The sequence below is a fragment of the Bacillus sp. N1(2025) genome (assembly GCF_053470005.1).
On sequence record NZ_JBLTJB010000002.1, the window covers coordinates 253,205 to 275,953 of the forward strand.

Below are 22,749 nucleotides of genomic sequence, written 5' to 3' on the forward strand. Positions count from 1 at the left end.
CTATCCGGCTCTCAAGCGTTTTTTTTATTATTTCACCCGAATCGCACGCACGCGTTTTTGCAGACTGGTCTTTTCGGCAGACGGCTTCAACCGGCTGACTGCCGTTTGCGCCGCTGATTTTGCTTTTTTCGTCTTGGTTTTTTCAGCCGCTTTTACTTTGTCTCTAGCCTGCTGCCGGTTGAGTTTATCTTTTATCCGGTCAAGCCGTTTTTCCAGAGCGGTTTTTTCTTTTCCCGGCTGGATTTCGCTGACTGCTTTTTGGGCTTTTGCGGTGCTGGCCTCAGAGGTCTTTTTTTCCGCCTGCTTGACGCTGGCCTCAGCTGTTTTCAAAAGGCTTGAGTTGACAGCGTTAAGCCGCTTTTGCAGCCCTTTTTTCTCTGAACCGGCCGGTAATTTGCGGATGGCGCTTTGTGCGGCATTGACGGCGGTTTTTTTCTTTTGTTTTTCGGCAGTCCGGACTTTGTCTCTTGCGTCCGTCACATTTCTTGCCGTCTGAACTTTATTGATCCGCGCCTCGAGAGCGGTTTTTCCCTTTGACTTGGGCAGCTTGCTGACTGCCGTTTTTGCTTGATTGATATCTGCCTGTTTTTTCGTCTTTTCCGCTTTTATTACGGCCCGTTCGGCAAAGCTCTTTTGATTTACGTGATATTGCACCAGGCCGTACCCGAATCGGCTGTCACGTCCGGGAGCGCCCAGATCTTTGATGTTTTGCTGCATCTGCTGCCGGAGCTGTGTATTTGTTTCCTCGGGATATTTCTGCCTGAGCAGCGCGAACATGCCGGTGACGTGCGGCGCGGCTTGAGATGTGCCGTCAGCCGCGGCGTACATTTGATTCAGATACGTGCTCGTAATATTGGTGCCGGGTGCGGCAAATTCAATTTGTTTTCCGGTCGTGGAAAAAGCCGCGAGACCGTTTTTTTCAGTTGACGCTGAGACTGCCGTTACGCTGCTGTAGGCACCCGGATAATTGACGGGTTTTTTGTTGCCGTCGTTTCCTGCGGCTGCTACGATCACGATTCCTTTTTTGTATGCTTTGTCTACGGCGTCGTGAAGAATTTTGCTGTCTGCGTTAGTTCCGAGGCTCATATTGATGATGTCCATTTTGTTGGCGATCGACCAGTCGATCGCTTTAAGAAGGCTTTTAAGATCCCCTGCACCCTTTCTGTCCAATGCTTTAACCGCATATAACCGGACATCCGGCGCGATGCCGTCAATGCCGTATCCGTCATGTTTGGCCGCAATGATTCCGGCGACATGCGTCCCGTGTCCGTTGTCATCTTTGTATGAGGAAGTATAGCTGACTGCGGAATAGCCTCCGGCAATGGAAAGGTCATCATGAGGGTAAATGCCGCTGTCAATGACAGCCACTTTCACCTTTTTTCCCGTCAAGCCTTCTTTCCACGCCTGCTTGACCTGAGTCGGTTCTATATCCCATTGCGGCAGCGTGTAACTGCTGCTTTGGGCCGCTGTTAACGGGCGGATATCAGAACCGCCTGCTGCCTGAAAAGATACATTGTCTTCTACATATAAGATGTCAGGGTCCTGTTTCAGGTCTTTCACCGTTTGTGAATCGGCAGACACGGCGACTGCCGGGAGATGCTGATAGGTCTGTTCCACATCCGCTCCGCTGTCTATGGCGGATTCCTTGCCGTTTTGATTTTTGTACACCACGATAACGTCCCGGTCGTGCGTCTCGGCGTGCGCGGGCGCCGCGGCGGAGAACAGGCCGACGCACAAGGCCGCAGCCATTATCGGTTTCAGGATGTGATACATTGCAATTCCCCCTTTTTCTTTATATATCGGCAGTGCGGAATTCTTTTTTTCCTGAGGGATAAGGAAAATTTCTGTATGCAAATGTAAGCGTTTCCAAAATATGATGGAGAAAATGCTTTAAGACATCTGCGCAATGAACTCAAAAAGGGGGTTTTTGATAAATGAGTACGTTCAATCGGGTCATGGAAGAAAAAATCATGCCTGTCGCCGGAAAAGTCGCCGGTCAAAGGCACTTAAGAGCTTTGCGGGACGGCATTATTCTGACTATGCCGCTTATCATCATCGGATCGGTTTTTCTGATTCTGACGAGTCTTCCGATTCCCGGTTATGCCGATTTTATGGCTGGTCTTTTCGGTGAAAATTGGGTTGAAAAGCTCGGGTATCCCGTGAATGCGTCCTTTGACATTATGGCGCTTGTCGCCGCCTTTGGGATTGCTTACCGGCTTGCGGAAAGCTATGAGGTGGATGCCCTGTCGTCGGGAGCCATTGCCCTTGCCGCCTTTTTATTGGCGACGCCGTATCAGATTCCGTTTATTCCTGACGGCTCGGCAACAGAGATTATGGTGGGAGGCGGCATTCCGATTTCGCTGCTCGGAAGCAAAGGTCTGTTTGTCGCGATGATCATTGCAATGCTGTCAACGGAAGTGTACCGGTTTATCATACAAAGAAATATCGTTATTAAGATGCCTGACGGAGTGCCGCCTGCGGTCAGCAAATCGTTCGTTGCGCTCATCCCCGGTTTCATTATTATTACGCTTGTATGGCTGGCCCGTCTGTTTATTGAAATAACTCCTTTTAAAAGCCTCCACAATGTCGTAGGCGATCTGCTGGGCACCCCGCTGTCTATTCTGGGCGGGAGTCTCGGCGGAAGTCTTATCGCCGAATTCGTGCAAATGCTGCTTTGGTCGTGCGGCATACACGGCGCGTCCATTATCGGCGGCGTCATGTCGCCGATCTGGTACGGGGCGATGGATGCCAACCGTTTGGCTTTTCAGGCGGGAGAAGCGCTGCCGAGCATTTTTACGACACAGTTCTTTCAAATATGGATTAATGTCGGCGGAAGCGGAGCGACGCTTGCCCTTGTGCTGACCATGCTTGTGCGCTCCAGAAGCAAACAGATGAAACAGCTCGGCCGTCTCGGCATCGGGCCCGCGATTTTTAACATTAACGAACCGATTATTTTCGGGATGCCGCTCGTCATGAATCCGCTGTTAATCGTGCCCTTTATCATTGCGCCGCTCTTGACCATTACGGCGACGTACATCGGGATGAGCACGGGGATGGTGGCAAAACCGGCGGGAATCGCCGTGCCGTGGACGATGCCGCCGCTGATATCCGGTTATTTGGCGACGGGCGGGAAAATCTCCGGTTCGGTCATGCAGCTGATCAATCTCCTGATTACATTTATCATCTATTATCCGTTTTTCCGAATTTGGGATCTTCAAAAATGGAGAGAGGAACGGGCGGCGGAACAAAACGTCACAGAAGAAACATAAAAAAAACGGGCGCTTTCGCCCGTTTTTTTTAACGCTGGAAAAATTCGATCCATTCGCCGTCAGGTCCTTCAATGTAAAAGTAGCGATATCCGTTCGGAAGCGTCGTGATTTCTTCATCAATGAATACGGCGCCCTGACGCTTTGCATGTGTGAACTCCGCCGCGATATCTTCAGTTAATAAAGCGACATGGTGAACTTTTCCTTCTGCGGGAAGCTCGCTGCTGTAGCCCTGGATCAGCTCAATTTCTGTCTCCGGCCCTTCTTGAAAGCCGAGAAAGGCAAGTTCAATAATGCCGTTCGTATGAGTGATACGATCCTTTAACTGCATACCGAGAACGTCTTGATAAAAGGCGATGGATGTTTCAATATCTTTGACCATAATGCCTGTATGGTCGATTCTTTTGGCTGTCATGGTTTTCCCCCTGTTTTGAATTTTTCGGGACAATGCGGTGTTGATCATGTTTTATGGTACGATAAGAGAAAGCAAAACGAAAGAGGAATGCACAATGAAGCTACTTACAGTGAAAGATACATTTGCCGGAAAGCTGAAAAAAGGATTCCCCCTGATTGAAAAAGACGCTCTGTCCGGAAGCTCGGCTCATTTAACAGAGGGCGATCTTTTTGATGTGACATCCGAGAAGGGTGAGTTTATCGGAAAAGGCTATTACGGTTTGCAGAATAAAGGAGTCGGCTGGGTGCTGTCCCGCGCGAGAGATGAACGGATCGACGGACGTTTCTTTCTGGACAAGCTGAAAAAAGCGGCTGAAGCAAGAGCCCATCTGTTTAAGGCGCCCGATACGACGGCGTTCCGGCTTTTCAACGGTGAGGGCGACGGCATCGGCGGCGTCACGATTGACTTTTATGACGGTTATCTGCTGATTCAATGGTACAGTAAAGGCATTTACGCTTATAAGGACAGCATGATTGAGGCGATTGACGGACTGGAGCTTTCTTATAAAGCGATCTATGAAAAGAAACGATTCGATACGGCCGGGCAATACGTGGAAGACGACGATTTTGTCAAAGGCGAAAGAGGAGATTTTCCGGTCATTGTTCAAGAAAACGGCATACGGTACGCGGTGGATTTAAACGATGGGGCGATGACGGGCATTTTCTTAGACCAGCGTCATGTGCGCAAAGCGATTCGGGATAAGTATGCAAACGGCAGACGGGTGCTGAATACGTTCTCTTATACGGGGGCATTTTCCGTTGCGGCGGCGCTTGGCAGAGCTGAGAAAACGACCAGCGTCGATGTCGCCAACCGCAGTCTCGCAAAAACGATTGAACAGTTCAGCGCCAACGGAATTGATTATGAGGCGCATGACATTAAGGTCATGGATGTTTTCAAATACTTCGGCTATGCGGCAAAAAAAGGGCTGGAGTTTGACCTCATCATCCTTGATCCGCCTTCTTTCGCCCGCACAAAAAAACGGACGTTCAGCGCGGCGAAAGATTATAAAAACCTGCTGAAGGAAACGATCGCCATCACTGCAAAAAGCGGCATCATCATCGCTTCGACAAACAGCAGCGCCTTCAATATGAAGAAATTTAAAGGCTTTATAGAGACCGCCTTTAAAGAAACAAATGAGCGTTACGACATTTTGGAAGAATATACGCTTCCGGAAGATTTCAAAACGATTCCCGCGTTTAAAGAAGGGAATTATTTGAAGGTTGTTTTCTTGCGGAAAAAATAGGATGATCATTTATAGCGTGGAAAGAGGGGAAAAGAAAACCCTCTTCCATCGCTTTAATACGGGATAAAATAATCTTCATTCTTAAAGAAACAACCCGCTATTTCTTAGTATCTCATCTGTGCCAAGTAAAGTGGCCTCACTAATGCCCACATTGTTGGCTTTCATGAAGGATTGCACCGCTTGGTAGCCAACCGCATAACCGGCAAACGGTGATAAGCCGACAGGCTGATAACCTTGTTCGGCTGCAAAGGTGTCACCAAACATGTAACTGCTGACCTCAGCAAACCCTTTCACATTTAATGAGTCTTTGATGATTTCTTTTGAGTATTCTAAGTCTTCTTTTTCAAAAGAAGTAACCCAGGGACCTAACAGAGCTTCTCCGTAAAGTTCTTTGGCAAACGATTCTGCCAGCCCCTCTATAATTAAGTAATCCCCAACCGTTACGTTCCCATAATCCCAATTGAAATACGAAAAACGAATATTATGATGAAATTCATGTGCGATTACAGCAGGCAGTCTCGGTATGTTATATGAATTGGGGAATATTGAAACTTGAATAAATCCCGGAATTCCTCCGAATCCACAATACCCTCTATGTAACTCAAGCTTTTTTTGATTAGCCAGATACATCCCAAACCTTATTTCATCAGCATTTATTTTTAAGCGGTTTTGTTTGATAAATTCTACACAATGAGTTAAAGTGTCATATGCAATTTGAAGAGCTTGAATTTCTTTTAGATTCTCTAGTGCTTTTCTTCCGGTTTCCGTATCAAATATGCTCAGATAGCCCAGCATATTTGCAGCCATGATTACATCATATCCGTTAGGCTGCTTTGCCTTTAAGGGAACATTCATCTTTTTCCACATATCTTCAAAAGGTTTCATCATTGAATACCGATAATAATCTTCTCTATTTTCAATCATTGAAAATAACGTTTCGTATTGCCCAATTGTATCCTCGATAATGATTTTAATGGGTACCACCCTTTTTTTGGTTATCTATATAAATTGTAATGGCATCACTCATGAGCTTCGCCAACCCTTCACCATACCGGTCGATGTTCTTAGTGAAGCGTTTATCTTCAATATAGAGTTGACCTAATCCGTAAAAGGCATCAAAAGAATATTCACCAAAATTTTCATTGAGAAAATCAAACCACTCTTTGATAGCTGTTTGTACGTCTGGGGACTTGGGAGATTGGTTAATAAGGAGTGCAAATTTATTGAACATTGCAGTCCACTTATCAGATAAATCTTTTTGCTCACCATCAGTCATGTTTTTCAATCTACTATTTACCTTATCGACAGGTTGATCACCCCACCGTTTGCGAGCTTCTTGTTCATAAAGATTATGATTGAAGTTCATTCCCTCAAACCGCTCTTTGTTCGTCATGCAAATCTCTCCCATCATATGTTTGATTGATTTATCGATGGTTTCAATCATCTTATCGACTCTATTCCGTTTCTCAATCAACATTTTCTTTTGTAAAATTAATGCCTCCCTTCGGTTAAATGAAGGACTATTAATGATTTCTTTAATCTCTTTTAAGGAGAAATCGAGCTCCTTGAAAAATAGTATCTGCTGCAGCTGTTCAAGATTCTCTTCAGAATAAAGCCGATAACCGGAATCGGTCGTTTCCTGAGGAGTCAATAATCCAATTTGATCGTAATGATGGAGAGTCCGTATGCTTACTCCAATCAGTTCAGCTACTTCTTTTACTTTCATACCCATCACGTTTGCCGCCTCCTTAATGGCTACTCTAAAGTATTACGCAGCGTAAGAGTCAATAGTTGGTTAAAGATTTTTTGTATATAAAGGGAGAACATATGAGGATTTCATTGCTGAAATTAAAGAAAAAAAGCCGGGCGTGAAGCTCCGGCTTTTTTCTATTCAATAATGTGCTGGACCCGGCCGATTCGCCCGTCTTCAAGGCGGACCTTAATGCCGCGCGGGTGGAAGCTTGAGTTCGTCAAAATATCCTTCACGATTCCTCTTGTCAGCTTTCCTGAACGCTGATCGGCTTTCAGGACGATATCGACTTCAAGTCCTTTTCTGATGCTGCTTCGCTGCTGGCCGTTCATATGACACATCCGTTCTTCAGTCTTTTCACTTCATATCTTATCATATCGTGTTTTCGTCTTTTTATGAAGGACAGACAAATCAATCCTTATAGCAAATAAAAAAAGACCGCTCTGTAAGGAGCAGTCTTTTATGACATAAACGAAAGCAAAATCGGGGCCGCGCACAGTGTCATAATCGCGGCGAGAATCATGGACACGCTTGAGATCGTTCCTGATACGGAGCTGAGCTCAAATGCTTTAGATGTCCCCGCTCCGTGCGCGCTGGTTCCGAGCAGCACGCCCCGGGCAATTTCGTTATCAATGCGGAAATAGCGGATGACCATCGGCCCGATGATCGTTCCCAATAAAGCCGTTAAAATGACGAAAACCGCTGTAACGGCCGGCATCCCGCCGATCATTTCTGAAACGTTCATGGCAATCGGCGTCGTCACGGATCGCGGCACGAGACTGTCGACTAAGCTGCTGCCGAGATGGAACCATTTGGCGATAAAGGCCGTTGACAGAATGGCGATACATGAACCGACCGCTACGTTCAAAATAATTTCCACGGCGTATTTCTTTAAAATCGGGAAATATTTATAAAGCGGGATGGCGAACGCCACTGTTGCCGGCTGAAGCATATCGGTCAGCAGTCCGCCGCCGAGATTGTATGTCTGATACGGGACATTGACAAGAAGCAGCAGTACGACCAAAACAGCGGGCGTAATCAGAAGCGGCGACGTATACACCCGCGGAAAACGAGTGTAGAGTTTTTTCGCGCCCAAATATACTAAGACAGTTAAGAATAAACTTATGATTCCGATGAACACGTTTGTTTTTTCTCCTTTCTTTTTGCTATCAGCTGTGTAAGCGTACCTGTTGAAACCATCACGACAAATGTGCTGATGACGACGACAAGTAAAATGCTTACGCCGAATTTAGACATAATATCTCCGTATTCAATCACTCCGACGGCAGACGGGATGAAAAACAGCAGCAGCTCACCGAGGAGCCATGCTGCGCCAAGCTCAATCCATTCAAGTTTGATAATCTTGAAATGCAATAATGTGAAAAGAATCACAATCCCGATTATACTGCCGGGAATATTTATATGAAGAGCCGCCGTGACCCAATTGATCAGACGCGCAAATATAAACAGCAGAGCGATTTGAATAACGGTAAGCAGCAATTTTTTCATAATGATGCCTCCCTTATATTTATATTGTACAGAAGGTTTTCCTATAGGTAAAATACATATAAAGAATAATGTGTATTCCTTTTGTCTATAGAAAGGATGAAATGTAATGGATATCCGGCACTTAACGTATTTCTTGGAAGTGGCCCGTTTGAAAAGCTTTACGAAGGCTTCACAGTCGCTGTATGTTTCACAGCCGACAATCTCAAAAATGATTAAAAACCTGGAGACGGAGCTCGGCATTAAGCTGTTTTACCGCAATGGCCGGCAAGTTGAACTGACTGACGCCGGGCAGAGCATGTATGTGCAGGCGCAGGAAATCACAAAGTCATTCCAAAACCTGACGTCAGAGCTGAATGATATTATGGAAGTGAAGAAAGGGCACGTCCGCATCGGTCTTCCGCCGATGATCGGGTCCGGCTTTTTCCCGAGAGTGCTCGGTGACTTCCGCGTCACATATCCCGATGTGACGTTTCAGCTTGTTGAGGACGGCTCTATTAAAGTGCAGCAAGGGGTGGAGGACGGCTCGCTTGATATCGGGGTCGTCGTGCTTCCCGCGAATGAAGAAATTTTTCATACGTTCACAATCGTCAAGGAAACCCTTATGCTCGTCGTCCATCCGTCACATCGGCTCGCTGACGAGAAAGAATGCAGTCTTCACGAATTGAAAGAAGAGCCGTTCATATTTTTCAGGGAGGATTTTGTCCTTCATAATCGAATTATGACGGAATGCGTGAAAGCCGGATTCAGGCCGCACGTCATTTATGAAACGTCACAGTGGGACTTTATCAGCGAAATGGTATCGGCCAATCTCGGTATCGGCCTTTTGCCGGAAAGAATCTGCCGCGGTCTTGATCCTGACAAAGTCAGAACCATTCCGCTCGTTCATCCGGTCATTCCGTGGCATTTAGCCATCATTTGGCGGAAAGACCGCTATATGTCCTTTGCCGCCAGAGCCTGGCTGGAGCATACGAAATCGTATTTATGGAATCCGAAAAAGAGAAAAAAGGATGATTAAGCATGGACGCACAAACCGCAGCTCAACACTTGAGTAAAGTGCGGGATCAAAACCCGCTCGTTCACAGTATCACCAATAATGTCGTCACGAACTTCACCGCTAACGGACTGCTCGCGCTCGGCGCATCGCCCGTTATGGCTTATGCAATTGAGGAGGCCGCCGACATGGCGAAAATCGCAGGAGCGCTCGTCCTGAATATAGGCACCCTCAGTTCGGCGTCGGTTGAAGCTATGATCGCAGCCGGAAAATCGGCCAACGAAAACGGTGTTCCGGTCATTTTTGATCCGGTAGGCGCCGGCGCCACGCCGTTTCGGACGGCATCAGCCCGCAAGATCATACAGGAGGTCCGCTTGTCCGTCATTCGCGGAAATGCCGCGGAAATCGCCAATATTGCCGGCGCCCCTGATTGGAAGATAAAAGGCGTGGATGCGGGGGAAGCCGGAGGAGATGTGGTTCAGCTCGCTAAGACGGCTGCAAGCGGGATGAAGACGGTCATTGCGATTACCGGAAAAACCGACGTCATCTCCGACGGCACCGGCACATACGCCGTACATAACGGTGATAAACTGCTGACGAAGGTGACGGGGGCGGGATGCCTGCTGACGTCTGTAATCGGAGCCTTCTGCGCAGCGGGGCAGGACGTTCTGCAAGCGGCCGTTTCAGCCGTTTCTGTATACGGAAGCGCCGCTCAGCTTGCCGCTCTGGACACCTCCCATAAGGGGCCGGGCAGCTTCCAGATTGAGCTTTTAAACAAGCTGGCAAGCATCTCCGAACAAGAAGCGGCCGAGCTTGCCGCAATTGAAAGGGTGACAGAAAAATGACGCGTATTTCTCGGGAAATGATGAAGGATATGTTATCGGTTTATTTTATTATGGGATCAAACAATACAAGCGCAGACCCCGTTTCCGTGGTGAAAAAAGCCATTGAGGGCGGCGCTACGCTTTTTCAATTTCGGGAAAAGGGGAGCGGTTCTTTAACAGGGGATGAACGTGTCCTGTTCGCGAAGCAGGTGCAGGATGTCTGCAGGCAGGCCGGGATTCCTTTCATCATTAATGATGATGTCGAATTGGCCTTGCGCCTTGAGGCGGACGGAGTGCATATCGGACAGGATGACGCAGACGCCGAAGAAACGAGAGCGGCAATCGGCGATATGATTCTCGGTGTGTCAGCACATAACGTCTCCGAGGTGAAGCGGGCGGAAGAAGCCGGAGCCGATTACGTCGGAATGGGCCCGGTCTATCCGACCGAAACAAAAAAAGATGCTGAAGCTGTGCAGGGCGTTACATTGATTGAAGAGGTGCGGCGTCAGGGCATCACCATTCCGATTGTAGGAATCGGCGGCATTACGGCTGACAACGCGGCGCCCGTCATTGAAGCGGGTGCAGACGGCGTCAGCATGATCAGCGCCATCAGCCAAGCCGAAGATCCAAAAGCGGCGGCGCGCAAGTTTTCAGAGGAAATTCGGCACTCCAAAGCAGGGCTGTCCCGATAGGGCGGCCCTTTTCTTGTGTGCGCAAAAAGGCAGTGACGGACCTTGGAGAATATAAGCCGTATGTCAAGAACAGGGCAATCAGCTTGCAATATCGACCGAAGCGTTTGATGGCTCTATCGTTTCGCTCAAAGTGACGCCTGAACCAATCACCGTCGGCGCCGAAGGCTCAAAAGCCCTCTATAAAACAGTGAAAAGCGCGCAGTGAGAGATCATTTCGAGGTCACGGAAAAACTTAATGCGGAATTCAGCGAATTTGAAGTTTTGATGTCGAAATACAAAACGTGCGATCAATCGTATACGTCCTGTGATACATTAAGTACAGATCAAATCAGAGAGATAAGCACAAAGCTGACGGCCCTTTCTGAAACCATGTCGAAGATTGCCGATGTGCTTTAAAAGGAGTTAAGACACAGCATGAGCGATGAACATAACAAGGAAAAACAGATCCACAGACGGGATGTCCTGAAGTGGGGCGCCGTCGCGAGCGCCGCCGTTGCTGTCGGAGCGAGCGGCCTCGGAGGACTCGCGCCGCTCTTCAAACCGGCGGCCACCGCTTCAAAGAAGAGTGAAGGAAAAAGTGATCGTGATCAAATCGTTCCTTTTTACGGAAAGCACCAAGCAGGAATCACAACGGTGCATCAGACGTATGTGTATTTTGCGGCGCTTGATGTCATGTCAAGCGACAAAGCCGATGTCATCTCCCTTTTCAAACATTGGACAAGCCTGACGCAGCTGCTGACTTCAGGCGCCGTCCCGTCGGGCGAACAGAAAAATAAATATATGCCTCCGCAGGATACCGGGGAGTCGCAGGATCTGGCACCGGCGAATTTGACCGTTACCTTCGGCTTCGGCCCCGGGTTTTTCGAGAAAGACGGGAAAGACCGCTTCGGACTGAAGGATAAAAAACCGAAGCACCTCGCCGATATTCCGCCGATGCCTAACGACAAGCTCGATAAGGAACAAGGCGGCGGTGATATCGTCATACAGGTCTGCGCGGATAATGAACAAACGGCGTTTCACGCGGTGCGCAACCTGATCAAACAGGCATCGGGGGTGTGCGAAGTCCGCTTTCTCAATAAAGGTTTCTTAAGCGGCGGGAAAAACGGAGAAACACCGCGCAACCTCTTCGGATTCAAAGACGGCACCGGCAACCAAAGCACGAAGGATGAAAACCTGATGAATTCGATCGTTTGGGTTCAATCAGGGGAGCCGGACTGGATGACGGGCGGCACGTACATGGCGTTTAGGAAAATTAAGATGTTTTTAGATATATGGGACCGTTCATCCTTGAAGGAACAAGAGGACACGTTCGGGCGGGTGAAAAGCTCGGGCGCGCCTTTCGGACAAAAAAAGGAAACCGATCCCGTGAAGCTGAATCAAATTCCCGCCGACTCGCATGTCAGCGTGGCAAAATCAACCGGCAGACAGATTCTGCGCCGGGCATTTTCCTATACGGACGGAATTGATCCGAAGACGGGCTATGTTGACGCAGGCCTGCTGTTTATCTGCTTTCAAAAAGACCCGGACCGCCAATTTGTCCCGATGCTGAAGGCTTTGGCGGCAAAGGATGCGCTGAATGAATACACACAAACGATCGGCTCTTCCTTATTCGCCTGTCCCGGCGGCTGTAAAAAAGGAGAATATATCGCCCAAAGGCTGCTGGAATCGTGACACCTTCCATATGGAGGGTGTTTTTAAAAAAACACTTGTAACTATATGTGTTACAGCTTAAAATGAATAGGAAAGGAGACTTACAATGACACTGCAGATTAAAGTATATTCTGATTATGTATGTCCGTTTTGCTTTGTCGGCAAAGCGGCGTTTGAAGAAGCAATCAAGGACAAGGACGTACAGGTGGAATGGATGCCGTTTGAATTGCGTCCGAGCCCCTCGCCGAAACTTGATCCGGTGAATGATCCCGCCAAGCGGCAGATGTGGAAAAACTCCATTGAGCCGATGGCGCAGTCGTTAGGCGTTGACATCACGTTCCCCCGCGTGTCACCGCATCCTTACACGGATTTGGCATTTGAAGGCTTTCATTTCGCAAAGGAACATGGGAAAGGAAGCGAATACCATACACGCGTTTTTCAGGCGTTCTTTCAGGAAGAACAAAATATCGGTGACGTTGGCGTGCTGACAAAGCTTGCGGAAGAAGCGGGACTTGACGGTGCTGCCTTCAAAGAGGCGCTTGAGACAAGAGCGTACAGACACGTACAGCAGGAAGCGCTCCGCCATGCTTATGAGGAAGCCGGCATTACGGCAGTGCCGACGTTTATCATCGGCGATGAGAGAATCCCTGGCGCGGCGGGAAAGGAAACCTTTGAACAAATCATTGAGCGGGAACTGAATAAACGTTAACCCGTAAAAAGCCCTCTCGATCAGCGAGAGGGCTTTGCCATATAGTGTTTGACAAATGTTTGTCTGTCCGCTTCATATGCCGCGGCGTCAAATGAGTCGCCGCAAAAATGAAGGCACCAAGGGTCTTTTTGGCAGGCGACGCCGACTTGATAGCCGTGTTTTTGAAATTCAAGCGACTGTGATGTGTCATAAAAATGAAAGCCGCGAAACAAATCCTCCCGCCACTCCACGTCATATTGAGCCGCCATTAACAAGCCGTCAATGGCGTCAGCGGGCGTAAACAGGCCGTCTTCATCACCGTGCTCAAAGTCCAGCGGATGATAAGCATTCCCCCGGTATTCAATCACTTTTCCCATCCGCTCTCCGCTTTCCCACCAAATGCCGTTCGGCGGCAGGGTTTTGCAGCCGGCGACACCGAGAAGGCCGAGCTCCTGATGAGATTGAAAGATATGAAGCATGTCATGAAGGAAATGCTGATGAATGATAAAGGTATCCTGATGCAGATAAATTTTATATTTGGAGGGGTGTTTCAGCGCTTTGTTGTAGGACGAGGCCATGCTTGCTGAATCGTATATCGGCATGATATCAACGGAGTATGAAGGGGGGACGGTAAGCTGCATGATATGGCTTTTGCACCGGGAGTACAGCGACTCGTCATTCACACAGACGACAAACAGAAATGAATGTGAATCCATTACATGCTCCTCTCGGCCTCAATCACATATTGATAGGCCGATGCTTCTGTCATAAAGTCATGCCTTATGCCAAGCTGTACGCATACTTCGTGCAATGATGCGATGGCTTTGTGATAAGTGGGGTGATCAACGCGGATCGCCTCAATGCGTTTCACCTCATAACCGGCGGCTTTAAATAATGAAAGCATCTCTTCCCGGGTAAAAAAACGCAGGTGGGTCTGATCCATTAATCCGGCGTCACTGTAAGTCCATTTGCCGGCTAAAAGCTCCAGCACCACTGAGATGTGGCCGACATTCGGTATGCATGCAAGCACCGTGCCGTCTTTTTTTACATAAGGACGAAGCTTTTTCAGCACGGACCACGGGTCGATAAGATGCTCAAGAACGTCTCCGAACAGCATGCAGTCGAATTGCTCTGATTCGTACGGAAGAATGGCGGATTCAATGTCGCCGCAAAGCACGTGGCTCAATTTGCTTTCCGCCTTTTTTGCGGCTTCGGGATACGCTTCAATGCCGTAAACCGTTATTCCGCGGTCTTCGATCGCCGCTCCTAAATTGCCTGTGCCGCAGCCGACATCAAGCACTGTCCGCCAGTTTTCGTCTATTTTGTTCAATAAATAAGGATTCAGGCCTTCGTAGTAGTTCTGTTGTTTTTCATCATAATAGGGATTCGTATCCATCTGTGTATCACCTCATAAATGGGCATATACACAAGATATGCAGCGGGGGGATCTCATATCACCATGTTTGGCTGTTCAATTGCGGAATGCGGACGGGAATGGTTGTCCGGTATACGGTTTGTTCTCTGATTCCCCTCTTATTGCGGATGTTCCTTTGAAAACTCGGGTGCGGGCGGACTGTGGCAGGTCATATAGTAAAAGGATCCGCCTGTAAATTTTACCGCTGGCGGATGGTGTTTTTCATTGGTGTTTTTTTCTTCACCGCTTTTTCAGTATTTAAGAAGCGCCTCACATCGTCAATGTGCAAACCCATGATTCTAGCCTCTTGAATTAACAATTGCCAATCTTGATCTATATCTTTCATTACATGAGTTTTCATAAGAACCTCCAATTGAAAAATTGATTTGCCCAGCTACAGCAGCCAATGTATAACAAATATCACACATAGTTGGCCGGTAATCCCAAATTGAAGATGAATTCACCTACCTATTCCCTAAGAAAATGACTGAAATAACCAAAATCCTTCAAGAATTCTTACATATAATAATAAACAAATAAATACTGACTGGATAGTATGCAAATAAAAATAAATCATATGACCTATTAACATTTACCCTCAAAGCGTCGACTAGCATATTCTTTTTGCATAAAAAATACCGCAAAAGAATGATTCGGTGTAAGATAAAGTGAATGATCAAACAGCTGGGGTAAAAAATGAAAAAAAACAAATTTCAAATTAAGAGAGAAGAAACATTTGAAAGTTTTATTGACGCAGGCCTTCATCTCCTGATTGAAAGAGCTTACGATTCAGTCTCAATCGATGACATCAGTAAAGCGGCGGGTTTCAGCAAAGGCGCGTTTTACGTTCATTTTGAAAGCAAGGAAGATTTTCTGAAGCATTTATTAGACAGGCGTCAGATTAAAAAAAGGATCATCACCGGCTATCTCGACGAATTAGAAAAGCAAACCGCGCGGCCGTTGACGCTTTGTGAAGCTGCGGCAAGCGCGGCCAGCCTGTTGATGCGGTTTGTAAACAGCAAGCCTGCCTGGAATGTTGTGTCTTTTGCCGTTCATATGCCTACTTACAAAGTCGTCAGTGAATATGAAGCTTATATCCGTCTTTATAAGTTATGGATAGAAGAAAGCACCATGTACATAAATTGGCTCAAATCGAGAAATTTAATAGAAGACCATATAGATACCGAGCATACCGCTAAAATGATGTGCGCGCTCATCGACGGGATGATTAAGCAATCCAATGTGCTGGGAAGGCCGGTTACTTTCCGCAGCATGTTTGACGCGCTTTATGTTTTTGTCAGCGGCAGAAAATCAGGGTAACGTTCTTCTTGATTTGACAAAAGGTTTAGAAAAGTCTTTCAGAAAGCGAGGAACTGCCATGCGTTACAGAGAAATTATGATGTATATCATTATGGGGATATTCACGACCATCGTGAATATCGTCAGTTTTTACATTCTGACGTCGGCATTTGAGATGGATTATAAGGCGGCGACTGTCGCTGCTTGGGTTCTGTCCGTTCTATTTGCATATGTCACGAATAAACTGTATGTATTTCAGCAAAAGACCGCGGGGATGCGGAGTCTGATGAAAGAATTGACGGCCTTTTTCAGCGTGCGGGTATTGTCTCTCGCCATCGATCTCGCCATGATGATTCTTCTGGTCAGTCAATTTCATATGAACGAAACGTTGGCGAAAATCGCCGATAACGTCATTATCGTAGTCGTCAACTATGCGGCCAGCAAGTGGATTGTCTTCAGAAAAGCGAAAGAAGAGGGCGTGTCATAACGGTTTCTTTCCGCGCCCCGGGGGAAAGTGTAATGGTGAAAGGGGATGCGTATGAAGCACAAAATAAAGAAAGCGTTTGCTGATGTATTCGGGGAATCGGAGGACCTGCGCATTTTCTTTGCGCCCGGCAGAGTGAATCTCATCGGAGAGCATACGGATTATAACGGGGGCCACGTCTTTCCGTGCGCGCTGACGATCGGTACATATGCAGCTGTCCGGGAGAGAGGGGACAGGCTCGTCAGAATGTACTCTCATCATTTTAAGGAAGCGGGCATAAAGGAATGTAGTCTCGATGATATCCGCTATCAAAAAGAGGACGGGTGGGCCAACTATCCGAAAGGGGTCATGGCGGAATGTCTCGGCAGCGGTTTTTCCCTTCCGCACGGCTTCGATATTGTGTTCTGGGGAAACATCCCGAACGGCGCGGGGCTGTCATCTTCGGCTTCCATTGAACTTGTTACGGCGGTCATTCTCAAGGAATGCCATGAGCTTGAGGCGGATATGCTCGACTTGGTGAAGCTCGCTCAGACGGCGGAAAATTCTTTTATCGGCGTCAGCTGCGGAATGATGGATCAATTCGCCATCGGAATGGGAAAGAAACATCATGCGATTCTGCTGAATTGCGGGACGCTCAGCTTTGAATATACAAAACTCGGGCTGTCGGGGCTGTCGATCGTTATTGCAAATACCAATAAAAAACGAACGCTTGCAGACTCAGGCTATAATACGAGGCTCAAGGAGTGCGGGGAAGCGCTTTGTGATCTTCAGAAGCATCTTTCCGTTCAATCACTGGGAGAGCTGACCCCTTCCGCTTTTGACGCCCATGCGGAGCTGATTCAGAATGAAGTGAACAGACGCCGGGCGAAACACGCCGTCTATGAAAATCACCGCACAATAGAGGCCGCCGACATGTTCAGTAACAATCAGCTTCATCATATCGGTGAATTAATGAGGGATTCGCATCTCTCTTTACGCGATGATTACGAGGTGACGAGTCATGAGCTGGATACACTGGCTGAAGCGGCCTGGCGCCACGGCGGGGTGATCGGATCAAGGATGACGGGAGCCGGTTTCGGCGGCTGTACAGTCAGTATCGTCAAGGACGATGCGGTTTCGGATTTTATTGAAACGGCAGGGGCCCGCTATGAGGAGAAGACAGGGAGAAAAGCTGACTTTTACACGGCGGATGTCGGAGCCGGAGCGAGAGAACTAAAGGGGGATGACGATGGCAATTGAGCGGCACGTGGAACGTTTAATCCGGTACGGATTGCAAAAAGAGCTGATTTCCTATCTTGATATTGAATATACAAGAAACCGTTTATATGAAGCTTTGCATATCACCCATCCGGAGGTTTCAGAACAGAAAGAAAATGAATCGGCGGCATCATTGCCGGACATATTGGCCCCGATTTATGAATGGGCGGCAGAAACGGGCCGGATTGCAGCCGGTACAGACACCTATCGCGACCTGCTGAGCGCGAAGATCATGGGCTGCTTTGCCCCGCAGCCGTCCGAGATTGTCCGTCGTTTTGAAGAAACAAAGGCGGTGCACGGGCCGGAGCAGGCGACAAAGGCGTTTTACCGATTTTCAGAGGATATGTATTATATCCGTTCGGACAGAATACAGCGGAATGTCGGGTGGACGGCTGAGACGGCTTACGGAAAGCTGGACATCACGATCAACCTTTCAAAACCGGAAAAAGATCCGAAAGCAATTGCCGCTGCCAAAGAGCAGCCTCAATCCGATTATCCGAGATGTGTTCTTTGTAAAGAAAATGTCGGGTACGAGGGGAGACCGGATCACCCGGCGCGTCAAAACCTTCGTGTCATTCCGGTAATTCTTGGCGATGAGCAGTGGTTTCTGCAATTTTCTCCGTATGTGTATTACCGGGAGCATTGCATCGTTTTGAAAGACCGGCACGAACCGATGAAGATCAGCAAAAAAACGTTTGACCGGCTGCTGTCATTCGTCAGCCAGTATCCTCATTATTTTCTCGGTTCCAATGCTGACCTGCCGATTGTCGGCGGCAGTATTTTAAGCCACGACCATTTTCAGGGGGGCAATTATGAATTCCCGATGGCGCGGGCGGAGACAGAAAGCCGGTACAGGCTGCCTGACTATCCGAAAACGATGTTGGGAATTGTGAAGTGGCCGATGTCGGTCATCCGCCTGCAAAGCGGGAGCGCGTCTGAGCTTTCCGGCGCGGCGGATGCCATCCTGCGGGCGTGGCGCGGTTATTCCGATGAGGCGGCTGATCTCCTCGCCTTTTCAGGAGAAACACCGCACAATACAATTACGCCGATTGCCCGGCGGAGAAACGGTTTATTCGAATTAGATCTCGTCCTCAGAAATAACCGCACCTCTGATGAGCATCCGCTGGGAATTTTTCATCCCCATCAGGAAGTTCATCACCTGAAAAAAGAAAATATCGGACTGATTGAGGTAATGGGGCTTGCGATTCTGCCGGGCCGCCTTGAACAAGAAATGAAATACACGGCTGAAGCGCTGTGCTCACCGGACCCGGAAGCGGTCTTAACGGCAGGCCCTTCTGCGGCAAAGCATAAAGATTGGGCGCTCAGTGTGCTGCATAAGCGGAAGATAACGAAAGAAAACGCGGAACAGATTCTGAAAGAGGAAATCGGCCATGCCTTTGCGCGGATACTGGAGCATGCCGGCGTCTTTAAACAGACAGAAGAAGGCAGAGCGGCTTTCCGGCGGTTTATCCGCCATTTGGGCGCTCTACCGGAAAAAAGCCTCATCCCATAAGGGACGAGGCTTTTTTTTATCCTCTGCTTCTGGCGATCAGGCTGAATAAGAATACCACGATCGCAGCTCCGATGATTGCCGGAATGATGGCAAAGCCGGCAAGGTGAGGACCCCATGTGCCGAGCAGTCCGTGCCCGATCCATGCGCCGATCAGACCGGCGATCATTGACCCGATGATTCCTCCGGGCATACTGCCTTTTACAAATAAACTTCCGATCCAGCCGATAATAATAGCGACAATCAGAGATACGATAAAACTCATAAATATCACTTCCTATTTTTTATTATTTATGCCTATATGTTTCCTTCGTTTTGTCCATATTAAACATATGAATGCGTTTTTTATAATGAACATACTCAAGGCGCGTTCCGGTCTTTTTTTTCACAATGCGTTGCGTTAAAATGGAAACCGTGTGAAAAGGTGTGAGCGAAGGAAAAAATATTTCTTTTGTAGAATGTTTAACAAAATGAAACTTTTTGTTGACCAGCGATTTTTATTATGGTAAACCTTTATTTGGTATTATTCGTTCTCACTATCTTTTTTCTCTATATATGCTAAATGATCTAAAACTTTTTATGTTTGATTTGCGCAAGTGGAAAAAGTTCATGCATTTTTTGACGATTTTGTGACATTAGGTCGAAAAAAAGATGAACTTTAGAAAAAAATAAAGCTAATAAGGGCAGATTTTGATAGCATAACAAGGTAGATAGAGAAAAGATTTTGAGAAAGTACATTTCAGATTCACTACATCAATAGGAAGGATGGTGATCTTCTTGTTCAGAGCATTTAAACCGTTACTTTTATTAGCGATGTTGGCTGTTGTTTTCGTACTGGGCGGATGCAGCGACATTTCCGTTTTAGATCCGAAAGGACCTGTAGCAGACCAGCAGAAAGATCTGATTCTCTTGTCAATCGGATTTATGCTGTTCATTGTCGGCGTCGTATTCGTACTATTTACAATCATTTTAGTGAAATACCGCGACCGCAAAGGCAAAGACAGCGGAAATTACAAGCCCGAGATGCACGGCAACACGTTCTTAGAAGTAGTCTGGACAGTGATCCCAATTTTAATTGTTATTGCACTTTCTGTGCCTACCGTACAGACGATATATTCGTTAGAAAAAGCGCCTGAAGCGACAAAGGATAAAGAGCCTCTTGTTGTTTATGCTACTTCGGTAGACTGGAAATGGGTATTCAGCTACCCAGAGCAGGATATTGAGACGGTTAACTACCTGAACATTCCTGTAGACCGTCCGGTTTTATTTAAAATTTCTTCAGCCGATTCAATGGCATCGCTATGGATTCCTCAGCTTGGGGGACAAAAATACGCGATGGCGGGAATGCTGATGGATCAATACTTACAGGCTGACAAAGTGGGAACATATGAAGGCCGCAACGCGAACTTCACCGGCGAACACTTTGCCGACCAGAAATTCAACGTAAAAGCTGTTACGCAAAAAGACTTTAACAGCTGGGTGAAAAAAGCCCAAAGCGATTCTCCAAAGCTGACGAAAGAGAAGTATGACGAACTGATGCTTCCGGAGAATGTCGGAAAATTAACGTTCTCTTCTACACACTTAAAATACGTTGACCACGGCCAAGATGCCGAATATGCGATGGAGGCGCGCAAACGCCTTGGCTACAAAGCCGTATCACCGCACTCTAAAACAGATCCGTGGGAAAATGTAAAGAAAAACGAATTTAAAGTATCCGACGATAAACAAGATTGAAATTGAACAAGAAAGGAGGAAGCCCGAATGAAATTGAGATGGGATGAATTTTTTGTAACAGGTGACCCATTAATTCTGGGCGCACAAGTTTCCATTGCGCTTTCCACTATTGCTATCATCGTTGTACTCACATACTTCAAAAAGTGGAAATGGCTCTGGTCTGAATGGCTTACGTCTGTAGACCATAAGAAACTTGGAATCATGTACATTATCTCTGCTGTTATCATGCTGTTCCGCGGCGGGGTCGACGGCTTGATGATGCGCGCCCAGTTAGCGCTTCCTAATAACAGTTTTTTAGACTCAAACCACTATAATGAGATCTTTACGACTCACGGTACGATCATGATTATCTTCATGGCGATGCCGTTTTTAATCGGTCTGATCAACGTTGTCGTACCTTTGCAGATCGGTGCGCGCGACGTAGCATTCCCTTACTTGAACAACCTGAGTTTCTGGACGTTCTTCGTAGGTGCGATGCTTTTCAATATTTCTTTCGTTATCGGAGGTTCTCCGAACGCAGGCTGGACGAGTTACATGCCGCTGGCAAGCAACGACATGAGTCCCGGGCCTGGTGAGAACTTCTACCTGCTCGGTCTTCAGATTGCCGGTATCGGTACGCTGATGACGGGTATCAACTTTATGGTGACGATCCTGAAAATGCGTACGAAAGGCATGACGCTGATGCGTATGCCGATGTTCACATGGACGACGCTGATTACAATGGTTATTATCGTATTCGCCTTCCCTGTTTTGACAGTGGCATTGGCGCTGTTATCATTTGACCGTTTGTTCGGCGCTCACTTTTTCACGCTGGAAGCCGGCGGTATGCCGATGCTTTGGGCTAACTTGTTCTGGATTTGGGGACACCCTGAAGTATATATCGTTATCTTACCGGCATTCGGTATTTTCTCTGAAATTATTTCAGCGTTTGCAAGAAAGCAGTTATTCGGTTACAAAGCGATGGTCGGCTCAATTATCGCCATTTCCGTCCTGAGTTTCCTTGTATGGACTCACCACTTCTTCACAATGGGGAACAGTGCGTCTGTTAACTCTTTCTTCTCGATTACAACGATGGCGATTTCGGTTCCGACCGGGGTTAAAATCTTTAACTGGCTCTTTACGATGTATAAAGGCCGAATCAGTTTTACAACACCGATGCTGTGGGCGCTTGCGTTCATCCCGAACTTCGTTATCGGCGGGGTAACAGGGGTTATGCTTGCAATGGCTGCAGCGGATTATCAATACCATAATACGTACTTCCTCGTATCTCACTTCCACTATGTGCTGATCGCGGGTACGGTATTTGCATGTTTCGCAGGTTTTATTTTCTGGTATCCGAAAATGTTCGGCCACAAGCTGAACGAAAGAATCGGAAAATGGTTCTTCTGGATCTTTATGATCGGATTTAATGTATGTTTCTTCCCTCAATACTTCTTGGGGCTGCAAGGTATGCCTCGCCGTATTTACACTTACGGACCGAATGACGGATGGACTGCATTGAACTTTATTTCAACTGTCGGAGCCTTCATGATGGGTGTCGGATTCTTAATCCTTTGCTACAACATCTACTACAGCTTCCGCTACTCTACTCGCGAGATCAGCGGAGATTCATGGGGCGTGGGACGTACGCTTGAGTGGGCGACTTCATCTGCGATTCCGCCGCATTACAACTTTGCGGTGCTTCCTGAAGTGAAATCTCAAGATGCGTACCTGCAATTGAAAGAAGACAAAACGGATATTCATCCGGAGAGCAAGTTCAAGAAAATCCATATGCCGCATAACTCCGGAAGACCGCTTATTATGTCAGTGGCGTTCGGTATTGCAGGCTTCGGACTTGTATTTGAATGGTTCTGGATGGGTATTGTCGGCTTGATCGGCATTCTGCTTTGCATGGTGCTTCGTTCATTTGAATATGACAATGGCTACTATATACCTGTTGAAGAAATAAAAGAGACGGAAAGAAAGATTTCCGAATAAAGGAGGC

General features: G+C 47.4%; 24 protein-coding genes and 1 pseudogene. 14 read left to right on the top strand and 11 right to left on the bottom strand.

Translation table 11 applies throughout. The annotated features are described in order from the left end of the window. Positions 1-27: 27 nt before the first annotated feature. On the bottom strand, positions 28-1,773 hold the full coding sequence (locus ACNFN4_RS06105; protein ID WP_280146770.1) for a S8 family peptidase: 1,746 nt from the start codon (positions 1,771-1,773) through the stop codon (positions 28-30). 161 nt (positions 1,774-1,934) lie between these two features. Between ACNFN4_RS06105 and celB the strand changes: the two genes are divergently transcribed. Further along, positions 1,935-3,269, top strand: coding sequence for a PTS cellobiose transporter subunit IIC (celB, locus tag ACNFN4_RS06110; RefSeq protein ID WP_007407728.1), 1,335 nt, complete (start codon positions 1,935-1,937; stop codon positions 3,267-3,269). Positions 3,270-3,297: 28 nt separating this feature from the next. On the opposite strand, the gene ACNFN4_RS06115 is transcribed toward celB, so the two are convergent. Beyond that, positions 3,298-3,681, bottom strand: a complete 384-nt coding sequence (locus ACNFN4_RS06115; RefSeq protein ID WP_003150894.1) for a VOC family protein — start codon at positions 3,679-3,681, stop codon at positions 3,298-3,300. A 94-nt stretch (positions 3,682-3,775) separates the two neighbouring features. Between ACNFN4_RS06115 and ACNFN4_RS06120 the strand changes: the two genes are divergently transcribed. Then, on the top strand, positions 3,776-4,963 hold the full coding sequence (locus ACNFN4_RS06120; RefSeq protein ID WP_100262087.1) for a class I SAM-dependent rRNA methyltransferase: 1,188 nt from the start codon (positions 3,776-3,778) through the stop codon (positions 4,961-4,963). An 81-nt stretch (positions 4,964-5,044) separates the two neighbouring features. Here the strand turns inward: ACNFN4_RS06120 and ACNFN4_RS06125 are convergent, their stop codons facing one another. From ACNFN4_RS06125 to ACNFN4_RS06145, 5 genes are all read right to left on the bottom strand, one after another. Continuing rightward, complete coding sequence (locus ACNFN4_RS06125; protein ID WP_088056382.1) at positions 5,045-5,947, bottom strand: DUF2268 domain-containing protein; 903 nt, start codon at positions 5,945-5,947, stop codon at positions 5,045-5,047. Further along, a complete protein-coding gene (locus tag ACNFN4_RS06130) occupies positions 5,934-6,695 on the bottom strand; it encodes a MerR family transcriptional regulator (protein WP_179156209.1) in 762 nt (253 codons plus the stop codon). The genes ACNFN4_RS06125 and ACNFN4_RS06130 overlap by 14 nt, the downstream gene beginning before the upstream one ends. 155 nt (positions 6,696-6,850) lie before the next feature. After that, complete coding sequence (locus tag ACNFN4_RS06135) at positions 6,851-7,045, bottom strand: YwbE family protein (protein ID WP_003150901.1); 195 nt, start codon at positions 7,043-7,045, stop codon at positions 6,851-6,853. A gap of 128 nt (positions 7,046-7,173) precedes the next feature. After that, a complete protein-coding gene (locus tag ACNFN4_RS06140) occupies positions 7,174-7,854 on the bottom strand; it encodes a CidB/LrgB family autolysis modulator (RefSeq protein WP_007407726.1) in 681 nt (226 codons plus the stop codon). Further along, complete coding sequence (locus ACNFN4_RS06145) at positions 7,836-8,222, bottom strand: CidA/LrgA family holin-like protein (RefSeq protein WP_007407725.1); 387 nt, start codon at positions 8,220-8,222, stop codon at positions 7,836-7,838. The genes ACNFN4_RS06140 and ACNFN4_RS06145 overlap by 19 nt, the downstream gene beginning before the upstream one ends. 106 nt (positions 8,223-8,328) lie before the next feature. On the opposite strand from ACNFN4_RS06145, the gene cidR reads away from it, so the two are divergent. The 6 genes and pseudogenes from cidR to ACNFN4_RS06175 all read left to right on the top strand — a co-directional run bounded on the left by cidR (position 8,329) and on the right by ACNFN4_RS06175 (position 13,088). Next, entirely contained in the window at positions 8,329-9,237 is a 909-nt protein-coding gene (gene cidR, locus ACNFN4_RS06150) for a cidABC operon transcriptional activator CidR (RefSeq protein ID WP_003150908.1), read from the top strand. Between the two features lie 2 nt (positions 9,238-9,239). Then, entirely contained in the window at positions 9,240-10,058 is an 819-nt protein-coding gene (thiM, locus tag ACNFN4_RS06155) for a hydroxyethylthiazole kinase (protein WP_017418643.1), read from the top strand. Beyond that, positions 10,055-10,729 carry a thiamine phosphate synthase gene (gene thiE / locus ACNFN4_RS06160; RefSeq protein ID WP_110124423.1) on the top strand — a complete coding sequence of 225 codons (675 nt, stop codon included), beginning with the start codon at positions 10,055-10,057 and terminating at the stop codon, positions 10,727-10,729. Before thiM ends, thiE begins: the two co-directional genes overlap by 4 nt. 76 nt (positions 10,730-10,805) lie before the next feature. Beyond that, positions 10,806-11,125, top strand: a pseudogene (locus ACNFN4_RS06165) (Efem/EfeO family lipoprotein); the annotation flags it as partial. Between the two features lie 18 nt (positions 11,126-11,143). Beyond that, complete coding sequence (gene efeB, locus ACNFN4_RS06170; protein ID WP_448200058.1) at positions 11,144-12,400, top strand: iron uptake transporter deferrochelatase/peroxidase subunit; 1,257 nt, start codon at positions 11,144-11,146, stop codon at positions 12,398-12,400. An 85-nt stretch (positions 12,401-12,485) separates the two neighbouring features. Continuing rightward, on the top strand, positions 12,486-13,088 hold the full coding sequence (locus ACNFN4_RS06175) for a DsbA family oxidoreductase (RefSeq protein WP_014419194.1): 603 nt from the start codon (positions 12,486-12,488) through the stop codon (positions 13,086-13,088). Positions 13,089-13,108: 20 nt separating this feature from the next. Here the strand turns inward: ACNFN4_RS06175 and ACNFN4_RS06180 are convergent, their stop codons facing one another. From ACNFN4_RS06180 to ACNFN4_RS06190, 3 genes are all read right to left on the bottom strand, one after another. Beyond that, positions 13,109-13,783 carry a glycosyltransferase family protein gene (locus tag ACNFN4_RS06180; protein WP_017418646.1) on the bottom strand — a complete coding sequence of 225 codons (675 nt, stop codon included), beginning with the start codon at positions 13,781-13,783 and terminating at the stop codon, positions 13,109-13,111. After that, positions 13,783-14,463, bottom strand: a complete 681-nt coding sequence (locus ACNFN4_RS06185) for a class I SAM-dependent methyltransferase (RefSeq protein ID WP_065180323.1) — start codon at positions 14,461-14,463, stop codon at positions 13,783-13,785. The genes ACNFN4_RS06180 and ACNFN4_RS06185 overlap by 1 nt, the downstream gene beginning before the upstream one ends. 217 nt (positions 14,464-14,680) lie before the next feature. After that, entirely contained in the window at positions 14,681-14,842 is a 162-nt protein-coding gene (locus ACNFN4_RS06190) for an anti-repressor SinI family protein (RefSeq protein WP_003150917.1), read from the bottom strand. Between the two features lie 335 nt (positions 14,843-15,177). Between ACNFN4_RS06190 and ACNFN4_RS06195 the strand changes: the two genes are divergently transcribed. The 4 genes from ACNFN4_RS06195 to galT all read left to right on the top strand — a co-directional run bounded on the left by ACNFN4_RS06195 (position 15,178) and on the right by galT (position 19,034). Next, a complete protein-coding gene (locus ACNFN4_RS06195; protein WP_014419191.1) occupies positions 15,178-15,801 on the top strand; it encodes a TetR/AcrR family transcriptional regulator in 624 nt (207 codons plus the stop codon). A 79-nt stretch (positions 15,802-15,880) separates the two neighbouring features. Next, positions 15,881-16,267 (top strand): GtrA family protein, encoded by a 387-nt coding sequence (locus tag ACNFN4_RS06200; protein ID WP_025649414.1) that lies wholly within the window; start codon positions 15,881-15,883, stop codon positions 16,265-16,267. 51 nt (positions 16,268-16,318) lie between these two features. After that, complete coding sequence (locus ACNFN4_RS06205; RefSeq protein ID WP_209387713.1) at positions 16,319-17,503, top strand: galactokinase; 1,185 nt, start codon at positions 16,319-16,321, stop codon at positions 17,501-17,503. Further along, a complete protein-coding gene (gene galT / locus ACNFN4_RS06210) occupies positions 17,493-19,034 on the top strand; it encodes a UDP-glucose--hexose-1-phosphate uridylyltransferase (protein ID WP_014419188.1) in 1,542 nt (513 codons plus the stop codon). The genes ACNFN4_RS06205 and galT overlap by 11 nt, the downstream gene beginning before the upstream one ends. Before the next feature lie 16 nt (positions 19,035-19,050). On the opposite strand, the gene ACNFN4_RS06215 is transcribed toward galT, so the two are convergent. After that, complete coding sequence (locus ACNFN4_RS06215) at positions 19,051-19,296, bottom strand: GlsB/YeaQ/YmgE family stress response membrane protein (protein ID WP_014419187.1); 246 nt, start codon at positions 19,294-19,296, stop codon at positions 19,051-19,053. Between the two features lie 503 nt (positions 19,297-19,799). Here ACNFN4_RS06215 and qoxA point away from each other — a divergent pair. Both qoxA and qoxB read left to right on the top strand, forming a co-directional pair. After that, positions 19,800-20,765 carry a cytochrome aa3 quinol oxidase subunit II gene (gene qoxA / locus ACNFN4_RS06220; RefSeq protein WP_012118744.1) on the top strand — a complete coding sequence of 322 codons (966 nt, stop codon included), beginning with the start codon at positions 19,800-19,802 and terminating at the stop codon, positions 20,763-20,765. A 27-nt stretch (positions 20,766-20,792) separates the two neighbouring features. Then, positions 20,793-22,742, top strand: coding sequence for a cytochrome aa3 quinol oxidase subunit I (gene qoxB / locus ACNFN4_RS06225; RefSeq protein ID WP_014419186.1), 1,950 nt, complete (start codon positions 20,793-20,795; stop codon positions 22,740-22,742). Positions 22,743-22,749 lie beyond the last annotated feature (7 nt).

Bases quoted from the DNA above. Each gene is read 5' to 3' on its own strand.
- ACNFN4_RS06105 (WP_280146770.1), bottom strand. From the start codon at position 1,773: ATGTATCACATCCTGAAACCGATAATGGCTGCGGCCTTGTGCGTCGGC.
- ACNFN4_RS06115 (WP_003150894.1), bottom strand. From the start codon at position 3,681: ATGACAGCCAAAAGAATCGACCATACAGGCATTATGGTCAAAGATATT.
- ACNFN4_RS06145 (WP_007407725.1), bottom strand. From the start codon at position 8,222: ATGAAAAAATTGCTGCTTACCGTTATTCAAATCGCTCTGCTGTTTATA.
- galT (WP_014419188.1), top strand. From the start codon at position 17,493: ATGGCAATTGAGCGGCACGTGGAACGTTTAATCCGGTACGGATTGCAA.
- ACNFN4_RS06130 (WP_179156209.1), bottom strand. From the start codon at position 6,695: ATGGGTATGAAAGTAAAAGAAGTAGCTGAACTGATTGGAGTAAGCATA.
- celB (WP_007407728.1), top strand. From the start codon at position 1,935: ATGAGTACGTTCAATCGGGTCATGGAAGAAAAAATCATGCCTGTCGCC.
- ACNFN4_RS06205 (WP_209387713.1), top strand. From the start codon at position 16,319: ATGAAGCACAAAATAAAGAAAGCGTTTGCTGATGTATTCGGGGAATCG.
- qoxB (WP_014419186.1), top strand. From the start codon at position 20,793: ATGAAATTGAGATGGGATGAATTTTTTGTAACAGGTGACCCATTAATT.
- ACNFN4_RS06215 (WP_014419187.1), bottom strand. From the start codon at position 19,296: ATGAGTTTTATCGTATCTCTGATTGTCGCTATTATTATCGGCTGGATC.
- cidR (WP_003150908.1), top strand. From the start codon at position 8,329: ATGGATATCCGGCACTTAACGTATTTCTTGGAAGTGGCCCGTTTGAAA.
- ACNFN4_RS06190 (WP_003150917.1), bottom strand. From the start codon at position 14,842: ATGAAAACTCATGTAATGAAAGATATAGATCAAGATTGGCAATTGTTA.
- thiE (WP_110124423.1), top strand. From the start codon at position 10,055: ATGACGCGTATTTCTCGGGAAATGATGAAGGATATGTTATCGGTTTAT.
- ACNFN4_RS06195 (WP_014419191.1), top strand. From the start codon at position 15,178: ATGAAAAAAAACAAATTTCAAATTAAGAGAGAAGAAACATTTGAAAGT.
- ACNFN4_RS06185 (WP_065180323.1), bottom strand. From the start codon at position 14,463: ATGGATACGAATCCCTATTATGATGAAAAACAACAGAACTACTACGAA.
- ACNFN4_RS06180 (WP_017418646.1), bottom strand. From the start codon at position 13,783: ATGGATTCACATTCATTTCTGTTTGTCGTCTGTGTGAATGACGAGTCG.
- ACNFN4_RS06135 (WP_003150901.1), bottom strand. From the start codon at position 7,045: ATGAACGGCCAGCAGCGAAGCAGCATCAGAAAAGGACTTGAAGTCGAT.
- efeB (WP_448200058.1), top strand. From the start codon at position 11,144: ATGAGCGATGAACATAACAAGGAAAAACAGATCCACAGACGGGATGTC.
- ACNFN4_RS06175 (WP_014419194.1), top strand. From the start codon at position 12,486: ATGACACTGCAGATTAAAGTATATTCTGATTATGTATGTCCGTTTTGC.
- thiM (WP_017418643.1), top strand. From the start codon at position 9,240: ATGGACGCACAAACCGCAGCTCAACACTTGAGTAAAGTGCGGGATCAA.
- ACNFN4_RS06120 (WP_100262087.1), top strand. From the start codon at position 3,776: ATGAAGCTACTTACAGTGAAAGATACATTTGCCGGAAAGCTGAAAAAA.
- ACNFN4_RS06200 (WP_025649414.1), top strand. From the start codon at position 15,881: ATGTATATCATTATGGGGATATTCACGACCATCGTGAATATCGTCAGT.